This is a genomic window from Streptomyces sp. ITFR-21, assembly GCF_031844685.1.
In the GTDB taxonomy this organism is placed as follows: domain Bacteria; phylum Actinomycetota; class Actinomycetes; order Streptomycetales; family Streptomycetaceae; genus Actinacidiphila.
Genome location: NZ_CP134605.1, coordinates 625,942 through 647,855, shown reverse-complemented (window position 1 = coordinate 647,855; position 21,914 = coordinate 625,942). Strand labels below are relative to the sequence as shown.

The 21,914-nt window shown below is 74.1% G+C and carries 14 protein-coding genes; 5 read left to right on the top strand and 9 right to left on the bottom strand.

Translation table 11 applies throughout. From position 1 onward, the window contains the following. Nucleotides 1-220: 220 nt before the first annotated feature. The 5 genes from RLT57_RS02830 to RLT57_RS02810 form a co-directional block, all read right to left on the bottom strand. Entirely contained in the window at nucleotides 221-1,219 is a 999-nt protein-coding gene (locus RLT57_RS02830; RefSeq protein ID WP_311295772.1) for a restriction endonuclease, read from the bottom strand. Nucleotides 1,220-1,356: 137 nt separating this feature from the next. After that, a complete protein-coding gene (locus RLT57_RS02825; RefSeq protein WP_311295771.1) occupies nucleotides 1,357-2,913 on the bottom strand; it encodes an SDR family oxidoreductase in 1,557 nt (518 codons plus the stop codon). Continuing rightward, nucleotides 2,910-4,184, bottom strand: coding sequence for a D-alanyl-D-alanine carboxypeptidase family protein (locus tag RLT57_RS02820; RefSeq protein WP_311295770.1), 1,275 nt, complete (start codon nucleotides 4,182-4,184; stop codon nucleotides 2,910-2,912). The genes RLT57_RS02825 and RLT57_RS02820 overlap by 4 nt, the downstream gene beginning before the upstream one ends. A 163-nt stretch (nucleotides 4,185-4,347) precedes the next feature. Beyond that, complete coding sequence (locus tag RLT57_RS02815) at nucleotides 4,348-5,193, bottom strand: MBL fold metallo-hydrolase (protein WP_311295769.1); 846 nt, start codon at nucleotides 5,191-5,193, stop codon at nucleotides 4,348-4,350. Nucleotides 5,194-5,202: 9 nt separating this feature from the next. Then, a complete protein-coding gene (locus RLT57_RS02810) occupies nucleotides 5,203-6,216 on the bottom strand; it encodes an LLM class flavin-dependent oxidoreductase (RefSeq protein WP_311295768.1) in 1,014 nt (337 codons plus the stop codon). 720 nt (nucleotides 6,217-6,936) lie between these two features. Here RLT57_RS02810 and RLT57_RS02805 point away from each other — a divergent pair. Beyond that, entirely contained in the window at nucleotides 6,937-8,139 is a 1,203-nt protein-coding gene (locus RLT57_RS02805) for a transglycosylase family protein (RefSeq protein ID WP_311295767.1), read from the top strand. Between the two features lie 169 nt (nucleotides 8,140-8,308). On the opposite strand, the gene RLT57_RS02800 is transcribed toward RLT57_RS02805, so the two are convergent. The 4 genes from RLT57_RS02800 to RLT57_RS02785 form a co-directional block, all read right to left on the bottom strand. Continuing rightward, nucleotides 8,309-9,013: a phosphatase PAP2 family protein gene (locus RLT57_RS02800; RefSeq protein ID WP_311295766.1), complete on the bottom strand. Its 705-nt coding sequence runs from the start codon at nucleotides 9,011-9,013 to the stop codon at nucleotides 8,309-8,311. 7 nt (nucleotides 9,014-9,020) lie between these two features. After that, nucleotides 9,021-10,025 carry an aldo/keto reductase family protein gene (locus RLT57_RS02795; protein ID WP_311295765.1) on the bottom strand — a complete coding sequence of 335 codons (1,005 nt, stop codon included), beginning with the start codon at nucleotides 10,023-10,025 and terminating at the stop codon, nucleotides 9,021-9,023. A 56-nt stretch (nucleotides 10,026-10,081) separates the two neighbouring features. Continuing rightward, nucleotides 10,082-12,904: a discoidin domain-containing protein gene (locus tag RLT57_RS02790; protein ID WP_311295764.1), complete on the bottom strand. Its 2,823-nt coding sequence runs from the start codon at nucleotides 12,902-12,904 to the stop codon at nucleotides 10,082-10,084. Between the two features lie 444 nt (nucleotides 12,905-13,348). Further along, the gene (locus RLT57_RS02785; protein WP_311295763.1) at nucleotides 13,349-14,005 is read right to left on the bottom strand and encodes a hypothetical protein; all 657 of its coding nucleotides are present in this window, start codon (nucleotides 14,003-14,005) and stop codon (nucleotides 13,349-13,351) included. Between the two features lie 604 nt (nucleotides 14,006-14,609). Between RLT57_RS02785 and RLT57_RS02780 the strand changes: the two genes are divergently transcribed. The 4 genes from RLT57_RS02780 (at nucleotide 14,610) to RLT57_RS02765 (ending at nucleotide 21,875) form a co-directional block, all read left to right on the top strand. Further along, entirely contained in the window at nucleotides 14,610-17,384 is a 2,775-nt protein-coding gene (locus tag RLT57_RS02780; protein ID WP_311295762.1) for an alpha/beta fold hydrolase, read from the top strand. Further along, nucleotides 17,381-18,274 carry an ABC transporter permease gene (locus tag RLT57_RS02775; RefSeq protein ID WP_311295761.1) on the top strand — a complete coding sequence of 298 codons (894 nt, stop codon included), beginning with the start codon at nucleotides 17,381-17,383 and terminating at the stop codon, nucleotides 18,272-18,274. The genes RLT57_RS02780 and RLT57_RS02775 overlap by 4 nt, the downstream gene beginning before the upstream one ends. Nucleotides 18,275-18,456: 182 nt before the next feature. After that, nucleotides 18,457-19,860 carry a S53 family peptidase gene (locus tag RLT57_RS02770; RefSeq protein ID WP_311295760.1) on the top strand — a complete coding sequence of 468 codons (1,404 nt, stop codon included), beginning with the start codon at nucleotides 18,457-18,459 and terminating at the stop codon, nucleotides 19,858-19,860. Nucleotides 19,861-20,093: 233 nt separating this feature from the next. Then, entirely contained in the window at nucleotides 20,094-21,875 is a 1,782-nt protein-coding gene (locus RLT57_RS02765) for a carbohydrate binding domain-containing protein (protein ID WP_311295759.1), read from the top strand. Nucleotides 21,876-21,914: the final 39 nt, after the last annotated feature.

Here is a 21,914-nt window from a genome sequence, read left to right as displayed (position 1 = left end):
GGGCGGAACACGGAGAACAGCACACGCGAGGAAGATGCGGCGCGAGCGGACACAACACGCTCCACGTACCGCGAGAAGTCACCGGAACACCGGTGCGCACGGGAGGGTTCGAGCAAGGGGATCGAAACAGACCCCCGGGGAAAACAGGGACCGGCGCCACTGATGGGCGCGGACCGTACGTCCCTAACGTAATCCTAGCACGCCGACGACCGGGGCCGTCTCACTCCACCTCGATGCCATGCCCCCGCACCGGGTTGAGCTGTCCCTCCTGGCCCTGATATCCCGTGCCACCGGCCACGGAGGCCCAGTTCCCGTCGGACCGCCGGCGGAACGAGCCGAGCAGCAGCGCGGTCTCGCCGGGCCGCCCGTCGGACACCTCCAGCCGGTCCGCCTCGGCGCCCGCCGGGTCGGTCAGCCGGATCCGGGCGTCGGTGAAGCCGGACAGGTCTGCGTCCGGATCCGCCTCCGGGTCGATCGCGGCGACCAGCACCACCCGGTCCGCCCGAGCCGGCAGGCGGTCGAAGCTCACCCAGACCGCAGCCTTGTCCTCGCCGAGCGCGGGCATCATCCGTACCGTCCCGTCGGGCGTGGCCGGGTTGTCGTAGAAGACGAAGTGGTCGTCACCAAGCGCCCGGCCACCCGTGCACACCAGCGCACACCAGCGCACACACGTCGAGCCGTACCGCGCCGCCCCACCACATACCCGGCACGCTCGCGTCGGCGTCGTCCGCCCCGCCGTGGTCATCGGTGTCCCCGGCGCCGGCGCCCGGCCCTCGTCTGTCGCGGCCGCGTCCCCCGCGGCCGTACCCGGCCGCTCGCGCAACCCGTACCGGTGCAGCAGGTCCACCAGTTCCGTGCCGGACACCAGCGTCATCGGCTTGCCGCTGACGAAGACGTAGGAGCTGCGGCCGAAGCCCGAGGTGGTGACCTGCACGCCCTTGTCGGCGCCGATGCTCCGCACGGTGCCGTACAGGTCGCGCACCGCCGTCGGCGGCACCGTCCTGCGGTAACGCTTGACCTGTACCGCGATCTTCCCGCCGTGGATCGGGTCCGGGTCGAGCGCGTCCACGTCCACCCTGCCGTCGCCGGACCGCACGGTGGTGACCGCCTGCATGCCCATCGCCCGGGACAGCTCGGCGACCAGCTCCTCGAACTCCAGCGGATCCACGGCCAGCAGGTCCGGTTCGTCGCCGTCCTGCCCGCCGCCGTGCGAGACCACGGTCCGTGTTGAGCAGCAGCCGCCGCTCCGGCGGTTCGAAGGAGGCGGACACCTGGCGGGGCAGACCCTCGGGCCAGACCTGCGACGCGTACAGCGCGGCCGTCACCGCCCCCGTACCCGGCGCCAGCCGCCGGTGGTCAGCCGGGCGGTGTGCGGCGGGCCGTGGACGCCGGCTGGGCGGACAGGTCCCGGCGGACCGCCGCTGCCGCGATGTTGCGGGCCATGCCGCCGAAGACCACCGCGTGGAAGGGGGAGACGCCCCACCAGTAGGCGTGGCCGAGCAGCCCGCGCGGGTGGAACAGGGCGCGCTGGCGGTAGTAAGCGCGGCCCGGGACGTCGCCCGGTTCGACCGCCATCTCCAGCCAGGCCAGGCCCGGCAGCCGCATCTCCGCACGCAGCCGCAGCAGCCGGCCGGGCCGGATCTCCTCCACCCGCCAGAAGTCCAGCGAGTCGCCGACCCGCAGATGCCGGGCGTCCCGGCGGCCCCGGCGCAGGCCGACCCCGCCGACCAGCCGGTCCAGCCGGCCGCGTACCGCCCAGGCCAGCGGGAAGGAGTACCAGCCGTGCTCGCCGCCGACGCCCTCCACCACCTGCCACAGCGCCTGCGGGCGGACCCGGACGTGCAGCTCCCGTACATCGCAGTACAGGCTCCCGCCGGCCCAGTCCGGGTCGGTCGGCAGCGGGTCGCTCGGCACGCCGGGCACCGACGCCGACGACCAGCGGGTGGCGACCTGGGCGTCCCTGACCCGGTGCAGCGCCAGCGTGAGGGCCCGGTCGAGACCGACGGGAGCGCCCGGCGGGTCGGGCACGTAGCGGGCGATGTCGTGCTCGGCGCACACCACCTCGTGCCGCAGCGACTCGGCCAGCGGGCGGGCGATGGACGCCGGGACGGGGGTGACCAGGCCCACCCAGTGGCTGGACAGCGCGGGGGTGAGGATCGGGACCGGCACGATCAGCCGCCGGTTGAGGCCGGCGACCGCCGCGTAACGCCGCATCATGTCGCGGTACGTCACCACGTCAGGACCGCCGATGTCGAAGGTGCGGCTGACCTCGGCGGGCAGCCGCGCGCTGCCGACCAGGTAGCGCAGCACGTCCCGTACGGCGACCGGCTGGACCCGGGTGCGGACCCAGCCCGGGGTGACCATGACCGGCAGCCGCTCGGTGAGGTAGCGCAGCATCTCGAACGACGCCGAGCCGGAGCCGATGATGACCGCGGCCCGCAGGACCGCGGTCGGCACCCCGGAGTCCAGCAGTACCCGGCCCACCTCGGTACGGGACCGCAGGTGCGGCGAGAGCCGTTCGGCGGGGACCGCGGCGGGGGTCAGACCGCCGAGGTAGACGATCCGCCGGACGCCCGCCGCCCGCGCCTGCGCGGCGAAGACCCGGGCCGCCTCGCGGTCGGTCCGCTCGAAGTTGCTGCCACCGCCCAGCCCGTGCACCAGGTAGTACGCCACGTCGACGCCCCGCATCGCCCGCGCCGTCGAGTCGGCGTCCAGCGCGTCGGCGCGGACCGTCTCTACCTCGGCCGCCCACGGGTGGTCGCGGAGCTTGCCCGGCGAACGGGCGGCGCACCGCACCCGGTGGCCGGCCGCGAGCAGTTCGGGGACGAGCCGGCCGCCGATGTAACCGGTGGCCCCGGTCACCAGGCACAGCGGTCCGCCGCCCGGCGCCGCGGCTCGCGGCGCGGTGCTCATCGCGGCCTGGCCGTCGAGCGCCGGCGCAGCAGCAGCACCGACACCGCCGCCGCCAGGGCCAGCGCGCCGCCCACGTACCAGGCGGTCGGGGACTCCGCGGCGGAGTCGGTGTGCGCCGAGGAGGGCACCGAGGGCGTGGCCGCCGCGGGCGCGCCGCCGCGCGGCGCGGCCGGGGCGTGCGCCGGGGAGCCCTGGAGCGCCGCCGGGCGGGCGGCGTTGAGGGTGCCGACGGAGGCGGTGCGGCCGGCCGCCGCGAAACCCCAGTCGAGCAGCTCGCCCGCCTCGCGGTAGACCGCCTGCGGCACACCGGACTGCGGGTTCATCACGGTGGTGATCAGCGTACGGTCGCCGTGCCGGGCCGCCGCGACCAGTGTGTTGCCGGCGTTCGTGGTGTAACCGTTCTTCACCCCGATGACCCCCGGGTACGCCCCCACCCCGTCGGCTCCGGTCAGCAGCCGGTTGGTGTTGCGGATGCCGAAGGACCGCACATACGTGCCATGCGCGTCGTAGCCGCCGGGGAACTGCGCCTCGGCCGTCGAGGCGTAGTCGGCGAAGTCGGCGTCGGCCAGCCCGGCTCGGGCGAAGACCGCCAGGTCGTACGCCGAGGACACCTGGCCCGGCCGGTCATAGCCGTCGGGGGAGACCACGTGCGTGTCGTCGGCGCCCAGCATCCTCGCCCTGGCCTGCATCTGCGCCACCGTCTTCGGCACCGAGCCGTTCATGTTCGCCAGGACGTGCACGGCGTCGTTGCCGGAGCTGAGGAACACCCCGCGCCACAGGTCGGCGACCGTGTACGTCTGTCCGGGCTGGACACCGACCAGGCTGCTGCCCTCGCCGACGCCGGCCAGGTCGGCGTCGGTGACCCGGTGGGTGGCCTCCCGCGGGAAGCGGGGCAGCACGGTGACCGCGAACAGCGTCTTCAGGGTGGAGGCCGGCGGCAGCCGCCGGTGGGCGTCCTTGGCCGCGAGCACCTGTCCGGTACGGGCGTCGGAAACCGTCCAGGACAGCGCCGACAGCCCGGCCGGCAGCGCGGGCACCCCGGCCCGCGGCCGTACCTGCACGCCGGGCCGGGCCAGCAGCGGACCGCCGACCGCCGACGCGGCCGACGCCGGGCCGCGGCCGTCACCGGAGACGGCCGCGGCGGGCAGCGCGGACACGGCGGACAGCGCCGTCAGACAGCAGGCCGCGACGACCGCGCCGCCCGAGCGCACGACGCGGGTGACGCGGGTACGTACACGGGCCGGGCGGGGCGGAGGACGGAAAGCAGTCATGCCGCTCACGTTAGGAACGTCCCCGCACACCCGGCACGGCGGCGGGGCCCATCCGGATGAGGGCCGCCCGCCTCCGGGTGACGGCGGAACCCCCGGGACCCGACGGCCCGTCATCACGCCCGCCCGGCCGCGGCGGGCCGCCGCCCCGCCCGCCGGCGAGCCGTCACTCCTCGATGTGCAGCAGGAAGTCCGCGTAGCGGTGTACACCGGGCCGGCCGGCCGTCTCGGTCAGCGCCCGGCGCAGGGCGCGCAGATGACCGGGGTGCATCTGCAGCGGCGGCTCGTCGGGCTGGTGGGTGGTGCCCCGCGGGTAGTCGTCGCCGGGCGTTCCGGTCATCTCTATGTGGCAGCCCAGCAGCTGGGTGACCGGGTGGCGCTCGCAGAAGGTCAGCAGCCGGTCCACGGTCGCGGTGTACGCCGCCAGGTCGCGGACGTGCAGCCGCCCCGGGTAGAGGGTGTCCCCGGTGAACAGCAGCCCGGTGCGCCGGTCGTGGAAGACCGCGGCGGCCGGCTCGTGCCCGGGGCCGGGGATGACGTCCAGCACCCGGCCGCCGAGGTCCACCGAGGCGGTGCCCTCCGGCCAGCGACGCAGCCCGAAGAACGCGGTCACCGCGTCCAACCCGGGGCCGACCGTCACCGTGTGCGGCCGGTCCGCGAACTGCGGGTCGCCCGCGATGTGGTCCCGGTGGCCGTGGGTGTGCGCGACCACCAGCCCGTACGCCGGGTGCGGATGCCACTCCAGCCACTGTGCCACCGCCTCGTCGACCACTCGCCGCAGCGGGAAGTACGCCGGGTCCGCGGTGGCCCCGGTGTCCAGCAGCAGCGCCCGTTCCTCGCCCAGCAGCAGGAACATGAACGGCGCCTCGAAGTGCACCGACATGCTCTGCCTCAGGATCAGCGTGCTCTCGTCATAGGCGTGCACCTGGATCTCCGGCGCCGGATCGTGCTTGGCCGACGGCCATCCCGCGTGCCAGCGCACGTCGAACCCGCCGCGCAGTCGTTGAGTCATCAGGCGACCCTACCCAGCACCTCCGCCGCGCATCCCGGCCAGCAGCCGGTACGAATCGAGCAGCTCAGCGCGGTCGTAGGTGCTCGTCGTCACCAGGAACTCGTCGGCCGCGCTCCGGGTGAGCAGCGACTCCAGCGCCTTGGCCACGTCCTCCGGCGTGCCGTGCAGCTGCCCCGTCATCGCCGCGTCGAAGCGCTCCCGCTCCGGCCCGGTCATGGCACGCGCGGCGATCGATTCCGCCGGCGCCAGCGGCGGGAACACCCCGTGGGTGCGGGAGTAGGCGGTCGACCACGCCTCGGACACCAGCAGCCGGCGGGCCCGTTCGCCGTCCGCGGCGACCGCGACCGTACCGGACAGCACCACGTAGGGCTCGGCGGCCCAGGAGGACGGGCGGAAGGCGCCGCGGTAGCGGTCCACCGCCCGCAGCAGCGCGTCCTCGCCGTGCACACCGCCGATCACCAGCGGCAGCCCGTGCGCCGCGGCCAGTTCGGCGCCCCGCCCGACGGCCAGCAGGAAGGGCGCCGGCCGCAGCCCCTCGGCGGGCAGCGCGCGCACCTGCGGATACGTCCGCTGGGTGCCGTCGAACCAGCCCAGCAGCTCGGTCAGCTGCCCGTCGAACTCGCGGCCCGCCTCCCTGCCGCGGCCCAGCGCCTTGCGGACGCCGTCGGTGAAGCCGACCGAGCGGCCCAGGCCCATGTCGATCCGGCCCGGGAAAAGCGCCTCCAGCACCCCGAACTGCTCGGCGACCACCAGCGGCCGGTGGTTCGGCAGCATCACCCCGCCGGTGCCGACCCGGATCCGGCTGGTCGCCGCGGCCACCGCGGCGGCCAGCACGGTGGGGGCCGACCCCGCGACCCCGGGCACGCCGTGGTGCTCGGAGACCCAGAACCGGTGGTACCCCAGCGCCTCCGCCTCCCGGGCGAAGTCCACCGTGTCGCGCAGCGCCCGCGGAGCGTCCTCGCCCTCGCGGACACGGGACCGGTCGAGGACGGAGAACGGTGTGTCGCCCAGTACGGAACTCACCCCACCTTCAACGCCGGGGGGCCCGGGAGATTCCCTTTTTTGCCGTCCACCTCCTTTTGTCGCCGGTTCGCCTCCGGGCCCACCTCCTTTTGCCGCCGCTTCGCCTCCGGGCCCACCTCCTTTTGCCGCCGGTTCGCCTCCGGGCGCTTGGGTCCGGTGTCGACGGGGCGCCCATAGGTGGGTGCCGTCCAGCGCTACGGCACCGCCCATCCCCCTTTTTTGCCGCCGGTTCGCCTCCGGGCGCTTGGGTCCGGTGTCGACGGTCGACCGTGCTCACTCGCTCGTACCTCGCTCACTGCGCGCGCTCTCCCTTTCGACACCGGCGCGCCCTTCGGCTCACCGGCTACCCGGCCGAACGTCGGGCGTCAGGTGGACGTGGGGGCGGACCCTACGGCGTGAGGTGGGCCCGGCGGCCGACCGTACGGCGCCACGCAGGGCAACCCAGCCCCCGAGCCTGGGCCCCCTTAGGTGCCCTGACGCCCGACGGCACCCGCCAAAGGGGCACCCTCACGCTGCCGGGCACCCACCCACGGCACCGATACCGCCTGGGGTTCGCCGGTAGCCGGCGAGCCGAAGGGCGCGCCGGCGAAAGACAAAAAAGGGCACCCCGTTCCCGCACGTCATCGCCCCGGGGCGGGCTGTAGGGTTGCGGGCGCTCTTGTGGCGGGGTCGGCGGGGGCCTATCTTTGGCGCGGCCGGCCACCGGAGAGGACTGCTGCCATGCCCTTACGCGGACGCCATCGTCGTTACCGCCCGAACCGGGTGTCCCAAGCCTCGCTGACGGTCACGGCGGGCGGTGCGGGACTCGCCCTGCCACTGATCGGACTCAGCACCGCGCACGCCGCCGCCGGCAACGTCTGGGACAAGGTGGCCAGTTGTGAGTCCTCCGGAGACTGGAACATCAACACCGGCAACGGCTTCTACGGCGGCCTGCAGTTCAACGCCGGTACCTGGAAGTCCTTCGGCGGCACGGTCTACGCGCCGCGCGCGGACCTTGCGTCGAAGAACCAGCAGATCGCGATCGCCGAGAAGGTGCTGCGCAGCCAGGGCCCCGGCGCCTGGCCGGTCTGCTCGGTGGAGGCCGGGCTCACCCGCCAGGCGGCCTCCGCCTCGCACATCGTGCGGGTACCGGTGTCCAAGCCGAAGCCCAAGGCCGGGCCGGTGGCTCCCCAGCACCTCGCCGAGGCCGTGCCGGTCAAGGCCGCCGGCAAGCCGGCGCCCGCCCGTCCCGCCGCCGGACACGAGCGCTACACGGTCGGGGCCGGCGACACGCTGTCCGGCATCGCCGCGGACGAGCAGGTGCGCGGCGGCTGGCCGGAGCTGTACGCGGCCAACCGCACCGTCGTCGGCGACGACCCCGACCTGATCTTCCCCGGCCAGCACCTCGCGCTGACCGCGCCGGTCAAGGCGGTTCCCAAGGCCGCGCCGAAGGCGGCCCCCAAGCCCGCCGCCAAGCCGGCCGGCGGCACCCGCACGCTGGAGCGGCAGGCCAAACCGGTCGCCGCGCCCAAGCACGGCGGCTACCGGCTGCCGGTCGAGCACGCCCCGATCGGCACGCACTACCACACCGGGGGCAGCAGCTGGGCCAGCGGCTACCACACCGGCGTCGACTTCCTGGTCTCCACCGGCACCGCGGTGCACTCGATCGCGGCCGGCACGGTCGTCACCGCGGGCTGGGGCGGTTCGTACGGCTACCAGATCGTCATCCGGCACGCCGACGGCGACTACAGCCAGTACGGGCACCTGTCGCAGATCTCGGTGAAGGCCGGCCAGCGTGTCACCGAGGGCCAGCGGATCGGCCGCTCCGGCGCGACCGGCAACGCCACCGGACCCCATCTGCACTTCGAGATACGCACCGGGCCCGAATACGGCGACGACATCGACCCGCTGCACTACCTGCGGGCCCACGGCGTGTCGGTCTAGGGCCTGTCCGTCGCACGGCGCCGCCCGCCCGGAGGGCGGGCGGCGCCGTGCGGTGCTCCCCGCCGCTTCGTCCGGGGGAGGGGCTCCCCGGGTCGCGAGGCGGTGGGCTGGCGTCCTCGTCGTGGGCCGCCGCGGCGCCTCCGGCACCGTAGCGGGGGCGCTGCGGACTCTAGGAGCCGCCGTCCGCCGGGCCGGCGGGCTCGCCGCCGGGGCCGCCGCCCGCGTCCAGGTAGGCGGTCAGCGGCGGCAGGGTGACGGCGAGCCAACCCGCGGCCAGCAGCCAGCCGCCGAGCACGTCGCTCGGCCAGTGCACGCCCAGGTACACCCGCGAGCACCCCACGGCCACCGCGACGGCCGCGCACACCGCCGCGGCGACGCCGCCCGGCCCGCGCGGCAGGACCCGGCGCAGTCCCCACGCGAGCAGCCCGGCGGCCATCGCGGCGGAAGCCGTGTGGCCGGACGGGAAGGAGTACCCCGAGGTCTGCGCCGCCCAGTCCGCGACGGGCGGCCGGGCCCGGTGCGCGGCGGCCATCAGCGAAGTGCGCAGCCCCTGGCCGACGACCAGGACGAGCACCGCCAGTACCGTCGACCGGGTCCGGCGCCGCACCGTGCTCCGGCCGCCGGCCAGCCATCCGCCGAGCGCCGCCGCCAGGGGCGGGTACGGGCCGGTGCCGGCACCGGTGACGATCCTGGCCGCGGTCACCGCCGCGGGCGGCCGGTGCGCGACGGCCCAGCGGTGCGGACCGCTGTCGAAGGCGTAGGGGACGCCATGCCGTGCCAGCACCAGCCAGGCCAGCGCCCCGAGGGCGGCGGCGAGGCCGGCCGGGAGCAGCGGCCTGGGCCACCGGACCCCGGCCGCCGCCGTACGGGGCACCCCGCGCCTACGGACGCCGGGTCGGCACGTTCTCGTGCACCCGCTTGGGATCGGTGACCGCGACCGGCTCCAGGACCTTCTCGATCCGGGCCAGCAGATCCGCCTCCAGACGCACCCCGGCCGCCTTGGCGTTCTCCGCGACCTGCTCCGGGCGGGAGGCGCCGACGATCGCCGCGGACACGTTCGGGTTCTGCAGCACCCATGCCACGGCCAGCTGCGCCAGGGTCAGACCAGCCTCGGCGGCCAGCGGCTGCAGCTGCTGCACCTGCTCCAGCACCTCGTCGCGCATCCAGCGGCTGATCATGTCGGCGCCGCCCTTGTCGTCGGTGGCCCGCGAGCCCGCCGGCGGCTGCCGGCCGGGACGGTACTTGCCGGTCAGCACGCCCTGCGCGATCGGGGAGAAGACGACCTGTCCCAGCCCCAGTTCCTCGCAGGCGGGGATGACCTCGCCCTCGATGACCCGCCAAAGAGCCGAGTACTGCGGCTGGTTGGAGACCAGCGGGATGTGCAGCTCGCGGGCCAGGGCGTGGGCTCGCCGGATCTGGTCCGCGGTCCACTCCGAGACGCCGATGTAGAGCGCCTTTCCGCTGTGCACGATGTCGGCGAACGCCTCCATCGTCTCCTCCAGCGGTGTGAAGCGGTCGTAGCGGTGCGCCTGGTAGAGGTCGACGTAGTCGGTCTGGAGCCGCCGCAGCGAGCCGTTGACGGACTCCGTGATGTGCTTGCGCGAAAGGCCCCGGTCGTTGCGACCGGGGCCGGTGGGCCAGTAGACCTTGGTGAAGATCTCCAGCCCTTCGCGGCGCTCACCCTTCAATGCTTTGCCGAGAACCGACTCGGCGCGGGTCTGGGCGTAGACGTCGGCGGTGTCGAAGGTGGTGATGCCCGCTTCCAGCGCCGCGGCCACACAGGCGGTGGCCGCGTCCTCCTCCACCTGGGAGCCGTGGGTGAGCCAGTTTCCGTAGGCGATCTCGCTGATGACCAGGCCGCTGCGGCCGAGGTGACGGTAGTCCATGGTGATCGACTCTAGATCGTCACCCCGGCGCGCGGCGAACGGTGGTCAGGAGGCGGTCAGGAGGCGTACGCCTCCAGTTCGGACAGCTGGCCGGCGGGCCATCCGGTGTTCCCGGTGAAGGTGAGCCGGAGGTACCGGGCGGAGGCCGGGGTCAGCGTGACGGTGACGCTGTCACCGCTGCTCGGGTCGAAGGTGTAACCGGCCGACGCCTTCAGTGTGCTGTAGGTGCTGTTGTCGGTCGAGCCGAGGACGCTGAGCGTCTCGGTGCGGGTGCCCCAGCCGGCGGGCAGCTTCAGCACCAGCCGGCCGACGGTCTTGGCGGAGCCGAGGTCGACGGTCAGCGACTGTGGGAAGGCGTTGTTGGTGCTCTCCCAGTACGTGGCGGCGTTGCCGTCCACGGCGTTCGACGCGGTGTAGACGTCGGAGTGGCCGGTGTCGCTCGCCGGGTGGCCCTGTGCCAGGTTCGGGTTGCCGGGGGGCGGGGTGGTGGGGGGAGGAGTGGTGGGGGGAGGAGTGGTGGAGCCGCCGGTGGCCGCGTAGACCTCGAACTCGGAGAGCTGGGCTGCGGTCCAGCCGGTGTTGGCGGTGATGTTGAGGCGTACGTAGCGGGCGTTGGCGGTGGTGAAGGTCAGTGTGGCGGTGTTGCCGGAGGCGGGGTTGAAGGTGACGCCGCCGGAGGCTTTGAGGGTGGCCCAGGTGTTGTTGTCGGTGGAGCCGAGGACGCCGAGTGTTTCGGTGCGGGTGGCCCAGTCGGTGGACGGCGGGAGTTTGAGGGTGACCTTGCCGATGGGCTGGGTGGACCCGAGGTCGACGGTCAGTGTCTGCGGGAAGGCGTTGCCGTCGGACTCCCAGTAGGTGGCGGCGTTGCCGTCCACCGCGTTGCCCGCGGCGTAGTTCTGCACCGACGACGACGCCGAAGCCGGACGACCCTGTGCCAGGTTGCCACTGGCCGGCGTGGTCGGAGGCGTCGTCGGGGGGGTGGTCGGGGGAGTGGTCGGGGGAGTGGTGGGAGGCGTGGTGGTGCCGCCACCGGTCGTGCCGCCGCTGCCGCCGGTGGGCACGCCGCCGTTGGTCCAGATCGGCGTCGGCCAGGTGCCGGTGCAGGTCTGGCCCACGTTCCAGCCGGAGTTGCCGCCGCCGTCGGTGATCTGCAGGGAGGTGCCGACGCAGTTGTGGATCGGGGTGGCCGCCTGGCCGATGTTCTTGGCCTTGACGTTGATGAAGGTCATGTTCGCCGCGGCCTGCGCCTGGATGGCGTAGGTGCCCGCGCCGTCGATGTTGACGTTCTTCATCGTGACGCCGGTGACACCGGTCTCGATCGACTGGATCGCCTCGTAGGAGCTGTCGAGGATGTCCGTGTCGCTGATCTGGATGTTGGCGTTGACCTGGCCCTGGAGCCCGTCGAACCAGATGGCGCCGACGCCGAACTGCCAGTTGAAGTCACTGTTGCCGGCCCGGATCAGGGTGTTGCGGGCGGCGGTGATGGTGCCCGCGACCGCGGTGCCCTGGCCGGCGCTGACGCCGGGGTAGCGGTTGGCGATGTGCAGGCCGCCGCCGTTGGTGATGGTGTCGGCCATCACGTTGTCGGAGATGTTGAAGTCCTTGCCACCGTACGTGACGATGTTGTTCGCCAGGATCGGCAGCACGACGGTGTTGTGGTCGAAGCTGTCGTTCACGTTCGGCTGGTTCTCCGGCCACGAGGCCAGACCGTCGTCTCCGACGTTGCGGACGAACGTGTTGGTCACCGTCGAGTTGGTCACGCCGATGTGGAAGTTCACACCGTCGGCCGTGGTGTCCAGGATGCGGCTGTTCTTGATGGTGAAGTGGTCCATCGGACCGTCCATCCAGGCGCCGACCTTGACGTGCTGGATCCACAGGTCGTCCACGGTCGAGTTCGACAGCGCGCCGCCGATACCGTTGACCTGGTCGTTGTCGTTGCGCTCGGTGATGTCACCGATGATCGCGAAGTCCTTGAGCTGGACGTTCTGGCTGGGGCCGCCCTGGCCGACGTACTTGCCGTAGAAGCCCGCCGCGTTGGACCGGTTCACCGGGTCGCGACCGCCGAAGACCGTGTACCAGGGGCCCGCGCCCTGGACGGTCACTCCGTCCACGATCACGTGGCTGTACAGGGTGTAGATGCCCTGTGGAACGTATACGACCTTGCCCTGCGCCTGGCCCGCGTTGACCGCCGCCTGCAGCTTGGCGGTGGAGTCGGTGGCACCGGTCGGGTCCACCCCGTAGTCGGTGACAGCGTTGATCGATCCGGCGGGCTGCGCGATCGCCGAGCCCACCTGCTCGAAGTCGGCCAGGTCGATGGTGAAGGTCGGGGACTGCGCGGTCGAGGTCACCTGGAAGCGGATCTTGGTGCCCGCCGGGTAGGTGCTGCCGAGCTGGGTCCGCGCCTCGTCGTAGAAGTGGTGCGGGTTGGTGTCACCCGGGTTGTTGTTGAACGGGTAGCCGCCGTAGTACCAGCTGTACCGCGAGGTGACCGGCAGCGTCTTGACCGAGGTGCCGTTGGCCAGCACGCCCAGGGTGGCGTCGCGGCCCTTGCCGTCGGCGGTGTCCGGCAGGCTGTAGCGCAGCGACACCGCGTTGGCCGGCTTGGTCAGCGTGAACTCGACGTACTGGCCGACCGCGTCGAGGGTGACGGCCTGTCGGCCGGACGCCTCGGAGGGCAGGTGGCCGTAGAGCCGGTCCGGTCCGATCAGCGTGCCGTTGGTATTGGCGTACTCCGCCTCCAGCTCGGTGAACGGCACGTTGGCGCCGCGGCCCGAAATGCCGATCGGCGAGGGCGCGGGCACCCCGGCGGCGCTGGCGGTGGGGGCGCCCGCCAGCGTCACAGCGGTCAGCGCTGCCGCCGCGGCGACGGCGAAGGACACGATGGCGGCGAAACCGCGCCGCCTGGTATGGCGGTGCGAACGGAGACTTCTGGCATCGCTGAGGGCATCACTGCGAGGTGAGTGCGACACAGGCACACGTCCTTGCGGTCGGGGGTGAGGGGAAGGGGGGAGCACCCGGCCGGGCGTGGAGAGACTACGAGCGCGGTCGCAGTAAGTCCATGAGTCTGTGCAAAACAGCGATAATTCTTCGCAATATCCGAGACGTAAGACGGTCATCGTGTTCCGGGCCACCGGGCCGGTCCACCACCCGTACCAGGGACGGAAGCCGGCGAGGCCGGCGGGCCGACCTGCGGCGGACGGCGGGGTGTTCGGGATCCGCGGTGGCCGCGGGCGCGGGCCGGTAGGCGGGCCGGGTGGCCGGGCCGGGTGGCCGGTGCGGGTGGCCGGTGCGGGTGGCCGGTGCGGCGCGGGGTGCGAGCGGCGTCAGCGCCGGGGGGAGGCGACGAGGAAGGGGCGTCCTTCGCGGGTGCGGTGCTGGGTGCACTGCCAGCCGCAGGAGCCCAGCAGGGACGCGCACGTGGCGAGCGCCGCCGGCGCCGGGCCGGGCGCGGACCAGGTGACCTCGGCCATGCCGGGCTCGACCGCGGGGGTCACCCGGTAGCCCGCCGTGTCCGGCCGGGCCGGCGGGCAGCCCGCCGCCTCCAGCGCCAACGCCACGGCGTGCACCGGCCGTTCGCGCTCCCAGGGCGCCGGTACGTCCGTCACGCCGTCGAGCAGCACCGCCCGGATCTGCCGCAGTCCCTCCCAGGCCGTCGCGACCTCCGCCGCCCGCCGCGCCGCACCGCCCGGTGGCGCCCCGCCGGTGCCGTCGTCCGCCGTGAAGCCGCCGCGCGCCGGTGCCGCGGCCGGTGCCGGTTCCACGCCCGCGGCGGAGCCCGCCCGGGTGGCCGCCAACTCGGCCCGCAGCCGCCGTCCTTCGGAGCTGAGGTAGTACGCGTGGTGGCCGCCGCGCCCGTGCGGCACCGCGAGTCCCGCCGCCACCAGCGCCGTACAGACCTCGGGGCGCGCCGACAACCGGCCGGTGCCCGGCTCCGAACCGGTCACCGCCTTGCGCTGAGCTGCCGAGAGCGCCTTCGCCACGCCGTGGACTCTACCGCCGGGCACCGACGACCCGGCCGTGTCCCGCATTCCGCTGTCCGCCGCGCGCTGCCCGCCGCCCAGTTGCCGGCGACCGCGTCCGGTGTGGTCGGCGCGGTCGGCGCGAACGCACCGCTGGCCGGCCGGAACACCCCCGGAGGGGCTCGTCCCGGACGCGTACGGGCCCCGTCATCTCGCCGTAAGCCGCCCGGCGGACATCGCGCCGAACACACCGGCGAACAACCGCCGAACCGCGCCGCGGCCGTTTCCCTGACGGCCGATACGCCCCCCGTCATCGCGCCTGTCGAGCGGCTCGACGGATGCCCCGGGGAAAGTCCGGAACCGGTGTCCGCCGCCGATCGCGGACCCGCGCCCGGCGCCCGGGAAAAGCCGGGGAAACGCCGACCCCCCGCCACCCCGTGCCGCCCGGCGTCCAGGGTCGGTCGTCGGGCGGATCCGGGCGGCGTCGTGAGCCCCGGCCCGCACGTCCGCCGCCTTCCCGCCGGTCGGCGACGTACCATGCCGGTTCCCTCATCCGCCGGGCGGCCGCACCGCACCACGCTCCGCCACCCCCGCGGATCCCCACGGCAGACCCTAGGATCGGGGGATGGATCTTCGATGGCCGCGGCGCAAGCGGTGGTTGGCCGGGGCGGCGGCGCTCGCGCTGCTGGCCGCGGGCTCGGCCGCGGTCGGCAGCGCGACCGCCGCGGGCGGGCCGGCCGTGCACCGCGGCGACGCCGTGCTCACCGGCGCCGGCGGAGTGCGCCTGGACACCTCCTACTTCACCGCCGGCGGCACCGGCCGCAGGCCCGCGGTGCTGCTCGGCCACGGCTTCGGCGGCAGCAAGGACGACGAACGCGGCCAGGCCGAGGACCTCGCCCGGCACGGCTACGCCGTCCTGACCTGGACCGCCCGTGGTTTCGGTCACTCCGGCGGCCGGATCGGACTCAACGCCCCCGGGGGCGAGGTGGCCGACGTCAGCAAGCTGATCGACTGGCTCGCCACCCGTCCCGAGGTGCGCCTCGACGCCCCCGGCGACCCGCGGGTGGGCGTCTCCGGTATCTCCTACGGCGGCGCGGTCTCGCTGCTCGCGGCCGGCTACGACCACCGGGTGGACGCCATAGCGCCCCGGGAGACGTACTGGAACCTGGCCGACGCGCTCTTCCCGGACGACGTCTACAAGAAGCTGTGGGCCGGCATCTTCTTCACCGGTGCCGCCGCGCCGCCCACCGGCCGGACCGCCGGAGAGGGCGCGGACGGCGGCGCCGCGCCGGCGACCCCCGCGGCGCCGCCCGCCGCGAACACCGGCACCGGCACCGGCACCGGTCCGGCCGCCGGCACCCCGCCGCCCGCCGCCGCGGGCGACCCGCTGTGCGGCCGGTTCGAGCCGGCCGTCTGCGCCCTCTACCAGCGGGTCGCCCAGGCCGGGCGGCCCGACGCCGCCGCCCGCGACCGGCTTGCGGCGCTCAGCCCCGCCGCGGTCGCCGCCCGGATCAAGGTGCCCGCGCTGATCGTCCAGGGCCAGACGGACTCGCTGTTCACCCTCGCCCAGTCCGACGCGATGGCGAAGGCGATCAGGGCCAACGGCGCTCCGGTGGCGGTGGACTGGATCGCCGGCGGCCACGACGGCGGCGACACCGAGGACGCCCGGATCGACCGCCGGGTCACCGCGTGGTTCGACCACTACCTCAAGGGCGACACCGGCACCGGTACCGGACCGGCCTTCCGTGTCACCCGCACCGGCGGCCTGAACTCCACCGACGGCAGCGTGGTGCTGCGCGGCGCGACCGGCGGCGGCTACCCGGGACTCGACGGCACCGCGGCGGAGCGGATCCCGCTGGCCGGGCCCGAGCAGCGGATCGGCAACCCGCCGGGCGGCGCGCCGCCCGCGATCTCCGCGGTACCGGGCGCCGGCGCCCTCAGCGGGCTCGCCGACCTCGGCGCGGGGCTGTCCGTCGACTACCCCGGCCAGTTCGCGGCGTTCCAGTCGGACCGGCTCACGCACGCCGTCACCCTCACCGGGGCGCCCTCCGTCACGGTGAAGGTCGCCACCACCGCCCCCGACGCGGTGCTCTTCGCCAAGCTCTACGACGTGGGCCCGGACGGCGCCCAGACGCTGCCGGCCCGGCTCGCCGCCCCGGTGCGGATCGCCGGTTCGGCCGAGGGCACCGCCGTACGCGTCCACCTCGCCGCGGTGGACCACCGGTTCGCCGCCGGACACCGGCTGCGCCTGGTGCTGTCCACCACCGACCTCGGCTACGCCTCCCCGGCCGCGCCCGCGGCCCTGTCCGTCGCGCTCGCCGACCCCCGGCTGACCCTGCCCACCGACACCGGGCTCAGCGCCGCCACGCCCCCGCTGCTTTGGTGGGTCTGGGCGCTGCCGCCGCTCGCGCTGCTGATCGCGGCGGCGCTGCTGCTCACCGGCCGCCGCCGGGCCCGGCCGCGGCCCGCCGACCCGGCGCTGGCGGCGGTGCCGCTGGTGATCTCCGGGCTCAGCAAGCGGTACGCCAAGTCCGCCGACCGCTACGCCGTGCGCGAGCTGTCCTTCCGGGTCGAGCCCGGCCAGGTGCTCGGCCTGCTCGGCCCCAACGGCGCCGGCAAGACCACCACCCTGCGGATGCTGATGGGCCTGATCCGGCCCGACGAGGGCGAGATCAGGATCTTCGGCGAGGCGGTCCGGCCGGGCGCGCCGGTGCTCTCCCGGGTCGGCGCGTTCGTGGAGGGCGCCGGGTTCCTCCCGCACCTGACCGGCCGTGCCAACCTCGACCTGTACTGGCAGGCCACCGGGCGGCCCGCGCAGGACGCGCACCTGGCGCGGGCACTGGAGATCGCCGGGCTCGGCGACGCGCTCGGCCGCGCGGTGCGCACGTACTCGCAGGGCATGCGGCAGCGGCTCGCCATCGCCCAGGCCATGCTCGGGCTGCCCGACCTGCTGATCCTGGACGAGCCCACCAACGGCCTGGACCCGCCGCAGATCCGCGAGATGCGGGAGGTGCTGATCCGGTACGCGGCCGCGGGCCGTACCGTCATCGTCTCCAGCCACCTGCTGGCCGAGGTCGAGCAGACCTGTACGCATCTGGTGGTGATGGACCGCGGCCGGCTGATCAGTACCGGTCCGGTCGCCGAGATCATCGGCTCCGCCGACACCGTGCTGGTCGGCGTCGCCGGCGGGGTCTCGCAGCTGGTGGTGGACCAGGTGGCCGCGCTGCCCGGCGTGGCCGGGGCGGTCCGTGAGGACGACGGGCTGCTCGCGGTGCTCGACGGGATGACCGCGCCGCAGCTGGTGGCCGAACTCGTCCGGTTGGAGGTGCCGGTGGACCGGATCGGCCCGCACCGCCGCCTGGAGGACGCCTTCCTGACCCTGATCGGAGGCTCGGCATGAGCGCCGCCACCCCCGTACCCGCGCCCGGCCCCGCCGCGCCGCCCGCCGCCACCGCGCCCGGCTACCGGCCCGGCCGCACCCTGCGGCTGCGCGTGGAGGCCCGCCGCCAGCTGCGCAGGCGCCGCACGATCATCGTCGGCGTACTGCTCGCCGCGCTGCCGTTCATCCTGATGGCGGCCTTCGCGATCGGCGGCACCCCGCACGACAGCGGCGCGGCCGGCCCGACACTGATCGACACCGCCACCGCCTCGGGCGTTAACTTCGCCGCCACCTGCCTGTTCGTCTCGGCGGGCTTCGTCCTGGTGGTGCCGGTGGCGCTGTTCTGCGGGGACACCGTGGCCTCGGAGGCCGGCTGGTCCAGCCTGCGTTACCTGCTGGCGGCGCCGGTGCCGCGGGCCCGGCTGCTGGCGGTCAAGCTGACCGTGGCGCTCGGCTTCAGCGCGGTCGCCCTGGTGCTGCTGCCGGCCGTGGCGCTGGCGGCCGGCACCGTGGCGTACGGCTGGGGCGATCTGGAACTGCCGGCCGGCGGGGCGCTGGGATCGGGCGGCGCGCTGCCCCGGCTGGCGGTCGCGGTGGCGTATGTCTTCGTCGGCCAGCTGGTCACCGCGGCGCTGGCGTTCTGGCTGTCCACCATCACCGACGCACCGCTGGGCGCGGTCGGTGGCGCGGTCGGGCTGACCATCGTCGGCAACGTGCTGGACGCGGTGACCGCGCTCGGTTCGTGGCGCGACGTGCTGCCCGCGCACTGGCAGTTCTCCTGGCTGGACGCCATCCAGCCGACCGTGGAGTGGACCGGGATGGTCCAGGGCGCCTCGGTCTCGGTCTCGTACGCGGTGGTGCTCACCGCGCTCGCCTTCCGCGGCTTCCGCACCAAGGACATCGTGTCCTGAGGAGCTCCCGGCCCGTCGTCATGTCATGACCACGAAACAGCAGCGGATCGGCCGATCGGGTACGGCACGCGGCGGTGGACGACGTACGCCTCTCCCCCGGGCACATCTGTCGATGTGATCCGGTCAGCTGCTCCGCGCGGTCGCAGTCCGCGGGAGGAGTGCTCCCCACCCAAGGAGAGTCCATGCGCACACCTCGTCCGCGGCCATGCGCCGTGACCGCGGCGGCCGGGGCCGCGGCCCTGACCGCCGCCGCCCTGATCGCCGCCCCGTTCACCGGGACCGCCACCGCCGCCGCCACCCCCGCGGCCCCCGCGCCTGCCGCCGCCGGGCCCGCGGTCCGGCCGGTGCCGGCCGTCGCCGGACACCGGCTCGTCAAGGGCGCCGACGAACCGCTGAGCGACGAGCAGTGCCGGGCGACCTGGGGCATCAGCTGCTACACGCCCCTGCAGTACCGCCGGGCGTACGGCCTGGACCCGCTGTACCGGGCCGGGATCACCGGCAGGGGCCGGACCGTCGTGGTCGTGGACTCGTTCGGCTCGCCGACGATCCAGCACGACCTGGACGTGTACAGCAAGCAGTTCGGCCTGCCCAGTACCACGGTGCAGGTGGTCAAGTGGGGCGACGTGCCGGCCTTCGACCCGGCCGACAACGACCACACCAGCTGGGCCGGGGAGAGCACGCTGGACGTGGAGATGGCGCACGCCGTCGCGCCCGGCGCCCGCATCGTGCTGGTGGAGACCGGCGTCGCCGAGACCGAGGGTGTCACCGGGCTGCCGGAGATGATGGACGCCGAGAAGTACCTGATCGACCACGGTGTCGGCGATGTCGTCACGCAGAGCTTCGGGGCCACCGAGAACACCTTCCCCGGCTTCGGGCAGGGGGACTTCTCCAGCATCCGGCGGCTGCGGTACGCCTTCGAGGACGCGCGGCGGCGCGGGGTGACGGTCCTGGCCTCCTCCGGGGACGGCGGGGCCACCGACGCGGCCGAGGACGGCCGCACCGACTACCCGTACCCGGTGAACTCCTGGCCGTCCGCCGACCCGCTGGTCACCTCGGTCGGCGGCACCCGGCTGCACCTGGACGCCGAGGGCGACCGCACCGCGCCGGACAGCGTGTACAACGACTACGGGGCGGGCGGCGGCGGCCGGTCGAACGTCTTCCCCCGCCCCGCGTACCAGGACGGGGTGCGCAACGTCGTCGGCGACCGCCGGGGCACCCCGGACATCTCGATGAGCGCGGCCGTCGACGGCGGCGCGTGGGTGTACTCCAGCTACGACCCGACCGCCGCCGGCTGGGAGGTCTACGGCGGTACCAGCGAGTCCAGCCCGCTCTTCGCCGGCATCGTCGCGCTGGCCGACCAGTTCGCCGGCCGCCGGCTGGGCGACATCCACACCGCGCTGTACGCGCTGGCCGAGGGGGATGTCGGGTCCACCGGGATCGTGGACGTCGACGACGGCACCGACACCACCTATGACGGCGTGCCCGGCTACACCGCGGTGCGCGGCTACGACCTGGCCACCGGCGTCGGCACGCCGGACGCCGCCCGGTTCGTACCGGCGCTCGCGGCGGCGGCCCGGCCGCGCTGAGCGGGCCGGGCCCCGCGACGGGTCTCACCGCGCCCACCCCTCCCCGCCGCGCCCTTCCCGGCGCGGCGGCGACCGCGGCCGGGCGGCGCCGGAACGACGGGCTACGACCGGGGGCACCCCCCGCGCGGCGGCCAACCCGATTATCTGTAAGGGCTCTTGACAGTTGGGTGGTACAGACCAACATATTGGTCCAGACCAAAATGCGTCCCCCCATGTCGAAGGGAGCGCGGTCCATGACCGGACCCGTTCGCAGACCCATCCGCGCCTTGATCACCGGCCTCGCCACGGTCGCCGCGGCGGCCGGCCTCGCCCTCACCGGCGCCGGCGCCGCCCAGGCGGCCACCGCACTGCCCGCCCACGTCTTCGCCCCCTACTTCGAGGCGTACAACGGCGACAGCCTGTCCGGGCTGGCCACCGCCTCGGGCAACAAGTACCTGACGATGGCCTTCGTCCAGACCCCGTCCGTCGGCTCCTGCACGCCGTACTGGAACGGCGACACCTCGCTGTCCATCAGCCAGTCCCACTTCGGCGCCGACATCGACACCATCCAGGCCGGCGGCGGCGACGTCATCCCGTCCTTCGGCGGTTACGCGGCCGACAACAGCGGTACCGAGATCGCGGACAGCTGCACCAACGTCAACTCCATAGCCGCCGCGTACGAGAGCGTCGTCACCACCTACGACATCAGCCGGATCGACCTGGACATCGAGGACAACTCGCTGACCAACGCGGCCGGCATCGACCGCCGCAACAAGGCGGTCAAGATCGTCCAGGACTGGGCGGCCGCCAACGGCCGCCCGCTGCAGTTCTCCTACACCCTGCCGACCACCACCAGTGGCCTGACCAGCGGCTCGGTCGGCTCCGGCAGCGGTCTGGCGGTGCTGCAGAACGCGGTGTCCAACGGCGTCAACCTCAACGTCGTGAACCTCATGACGTTCGACTACTACGACGGCGCCACGCACGACATGGCGACCGACACCCAGACCGCGATCACCGGGCTGCACAACCAGCTGGCCCAGCTCTACCCGTCGAAGACCGACGCCCAGCTGTGGGGTATGACCGGCATCATCGAGATGCCCGGTATCGACGACTACGGGCCCGCCGAGACCTTCACCACCGCCAACGCCACCACCGTCTACAACTGGGCGGTCAGCAAGGGCGTCAACACCCTCTCCTTCTGGGCCCTGCAACGGGACAACGGCAACTGCAACGGCACCGGGGGCTCCGACTCCTGCTCCGGCACCCCGCAGACCACCTGGCAGTTCAGCCACATCTTCGAACCGTTCAGCGGTGGCACCACCACGCCCCCGCCGGCCAACGACTTCTCGGTGTCGCTGTCCCCGTCCTCCGGGTCGGTCGCGCCCGGCGGCTCCGCCACCTCCACCGTGCACACCGCCGTCGCCGCCGGCTCCGCCCAGTCGGTGGCCCTGTCGGTGAGCGGCGCCCCGGCGGGCGTCACCGCCTCGGTCAGCCCCGGCTCGGTCACCGCGGGCGGCACCGCCACCCTGTCGGTCACCACCACCTCGGCCGCGGCCCCCGGCACGTACAGCCTCTCGGTGAACGGTTCGGCGGGCTCCGGATCCCACGCGGCGACGTACGCGCTGACCGTCACCGGCGGGACCGGCAATCCGAGCGGGAGCGTGGTGAACGGCGGCTTCGAGACCGGCAGCCTGACGCCGTGGACCTGCCAGCCCGGCGGCGGCGTGGTCGCCAGCCCGGCGCACGCCGGCAGCCACGCGCTGCACGTGGTGCCCTCCTCCTCGCAGACCGGGGAGTGCGACCAGTCGGTGGCGCTCCAGGCGAACCACTCCTATACGCTGACCGCCTGGGTGCAGGGCCCTTACGCGTACGCCGGCGTCTCCGGCGGCGCCACCGCCAGCACCTGGGCCTCGGGCAGCTCCTGGACCAAGCTCACGGTGCCCTTCACCACCGGCTCCACCGGTACGGTGACGGTCTACCTGCACGGCTGGTACGGCCAGGGCGCGGTCTACGGCGACGACTTCTCGATCGCCTGACGACCGCCCCGGCTTAGCGGGCGCCGCGCGCGTCCTCTA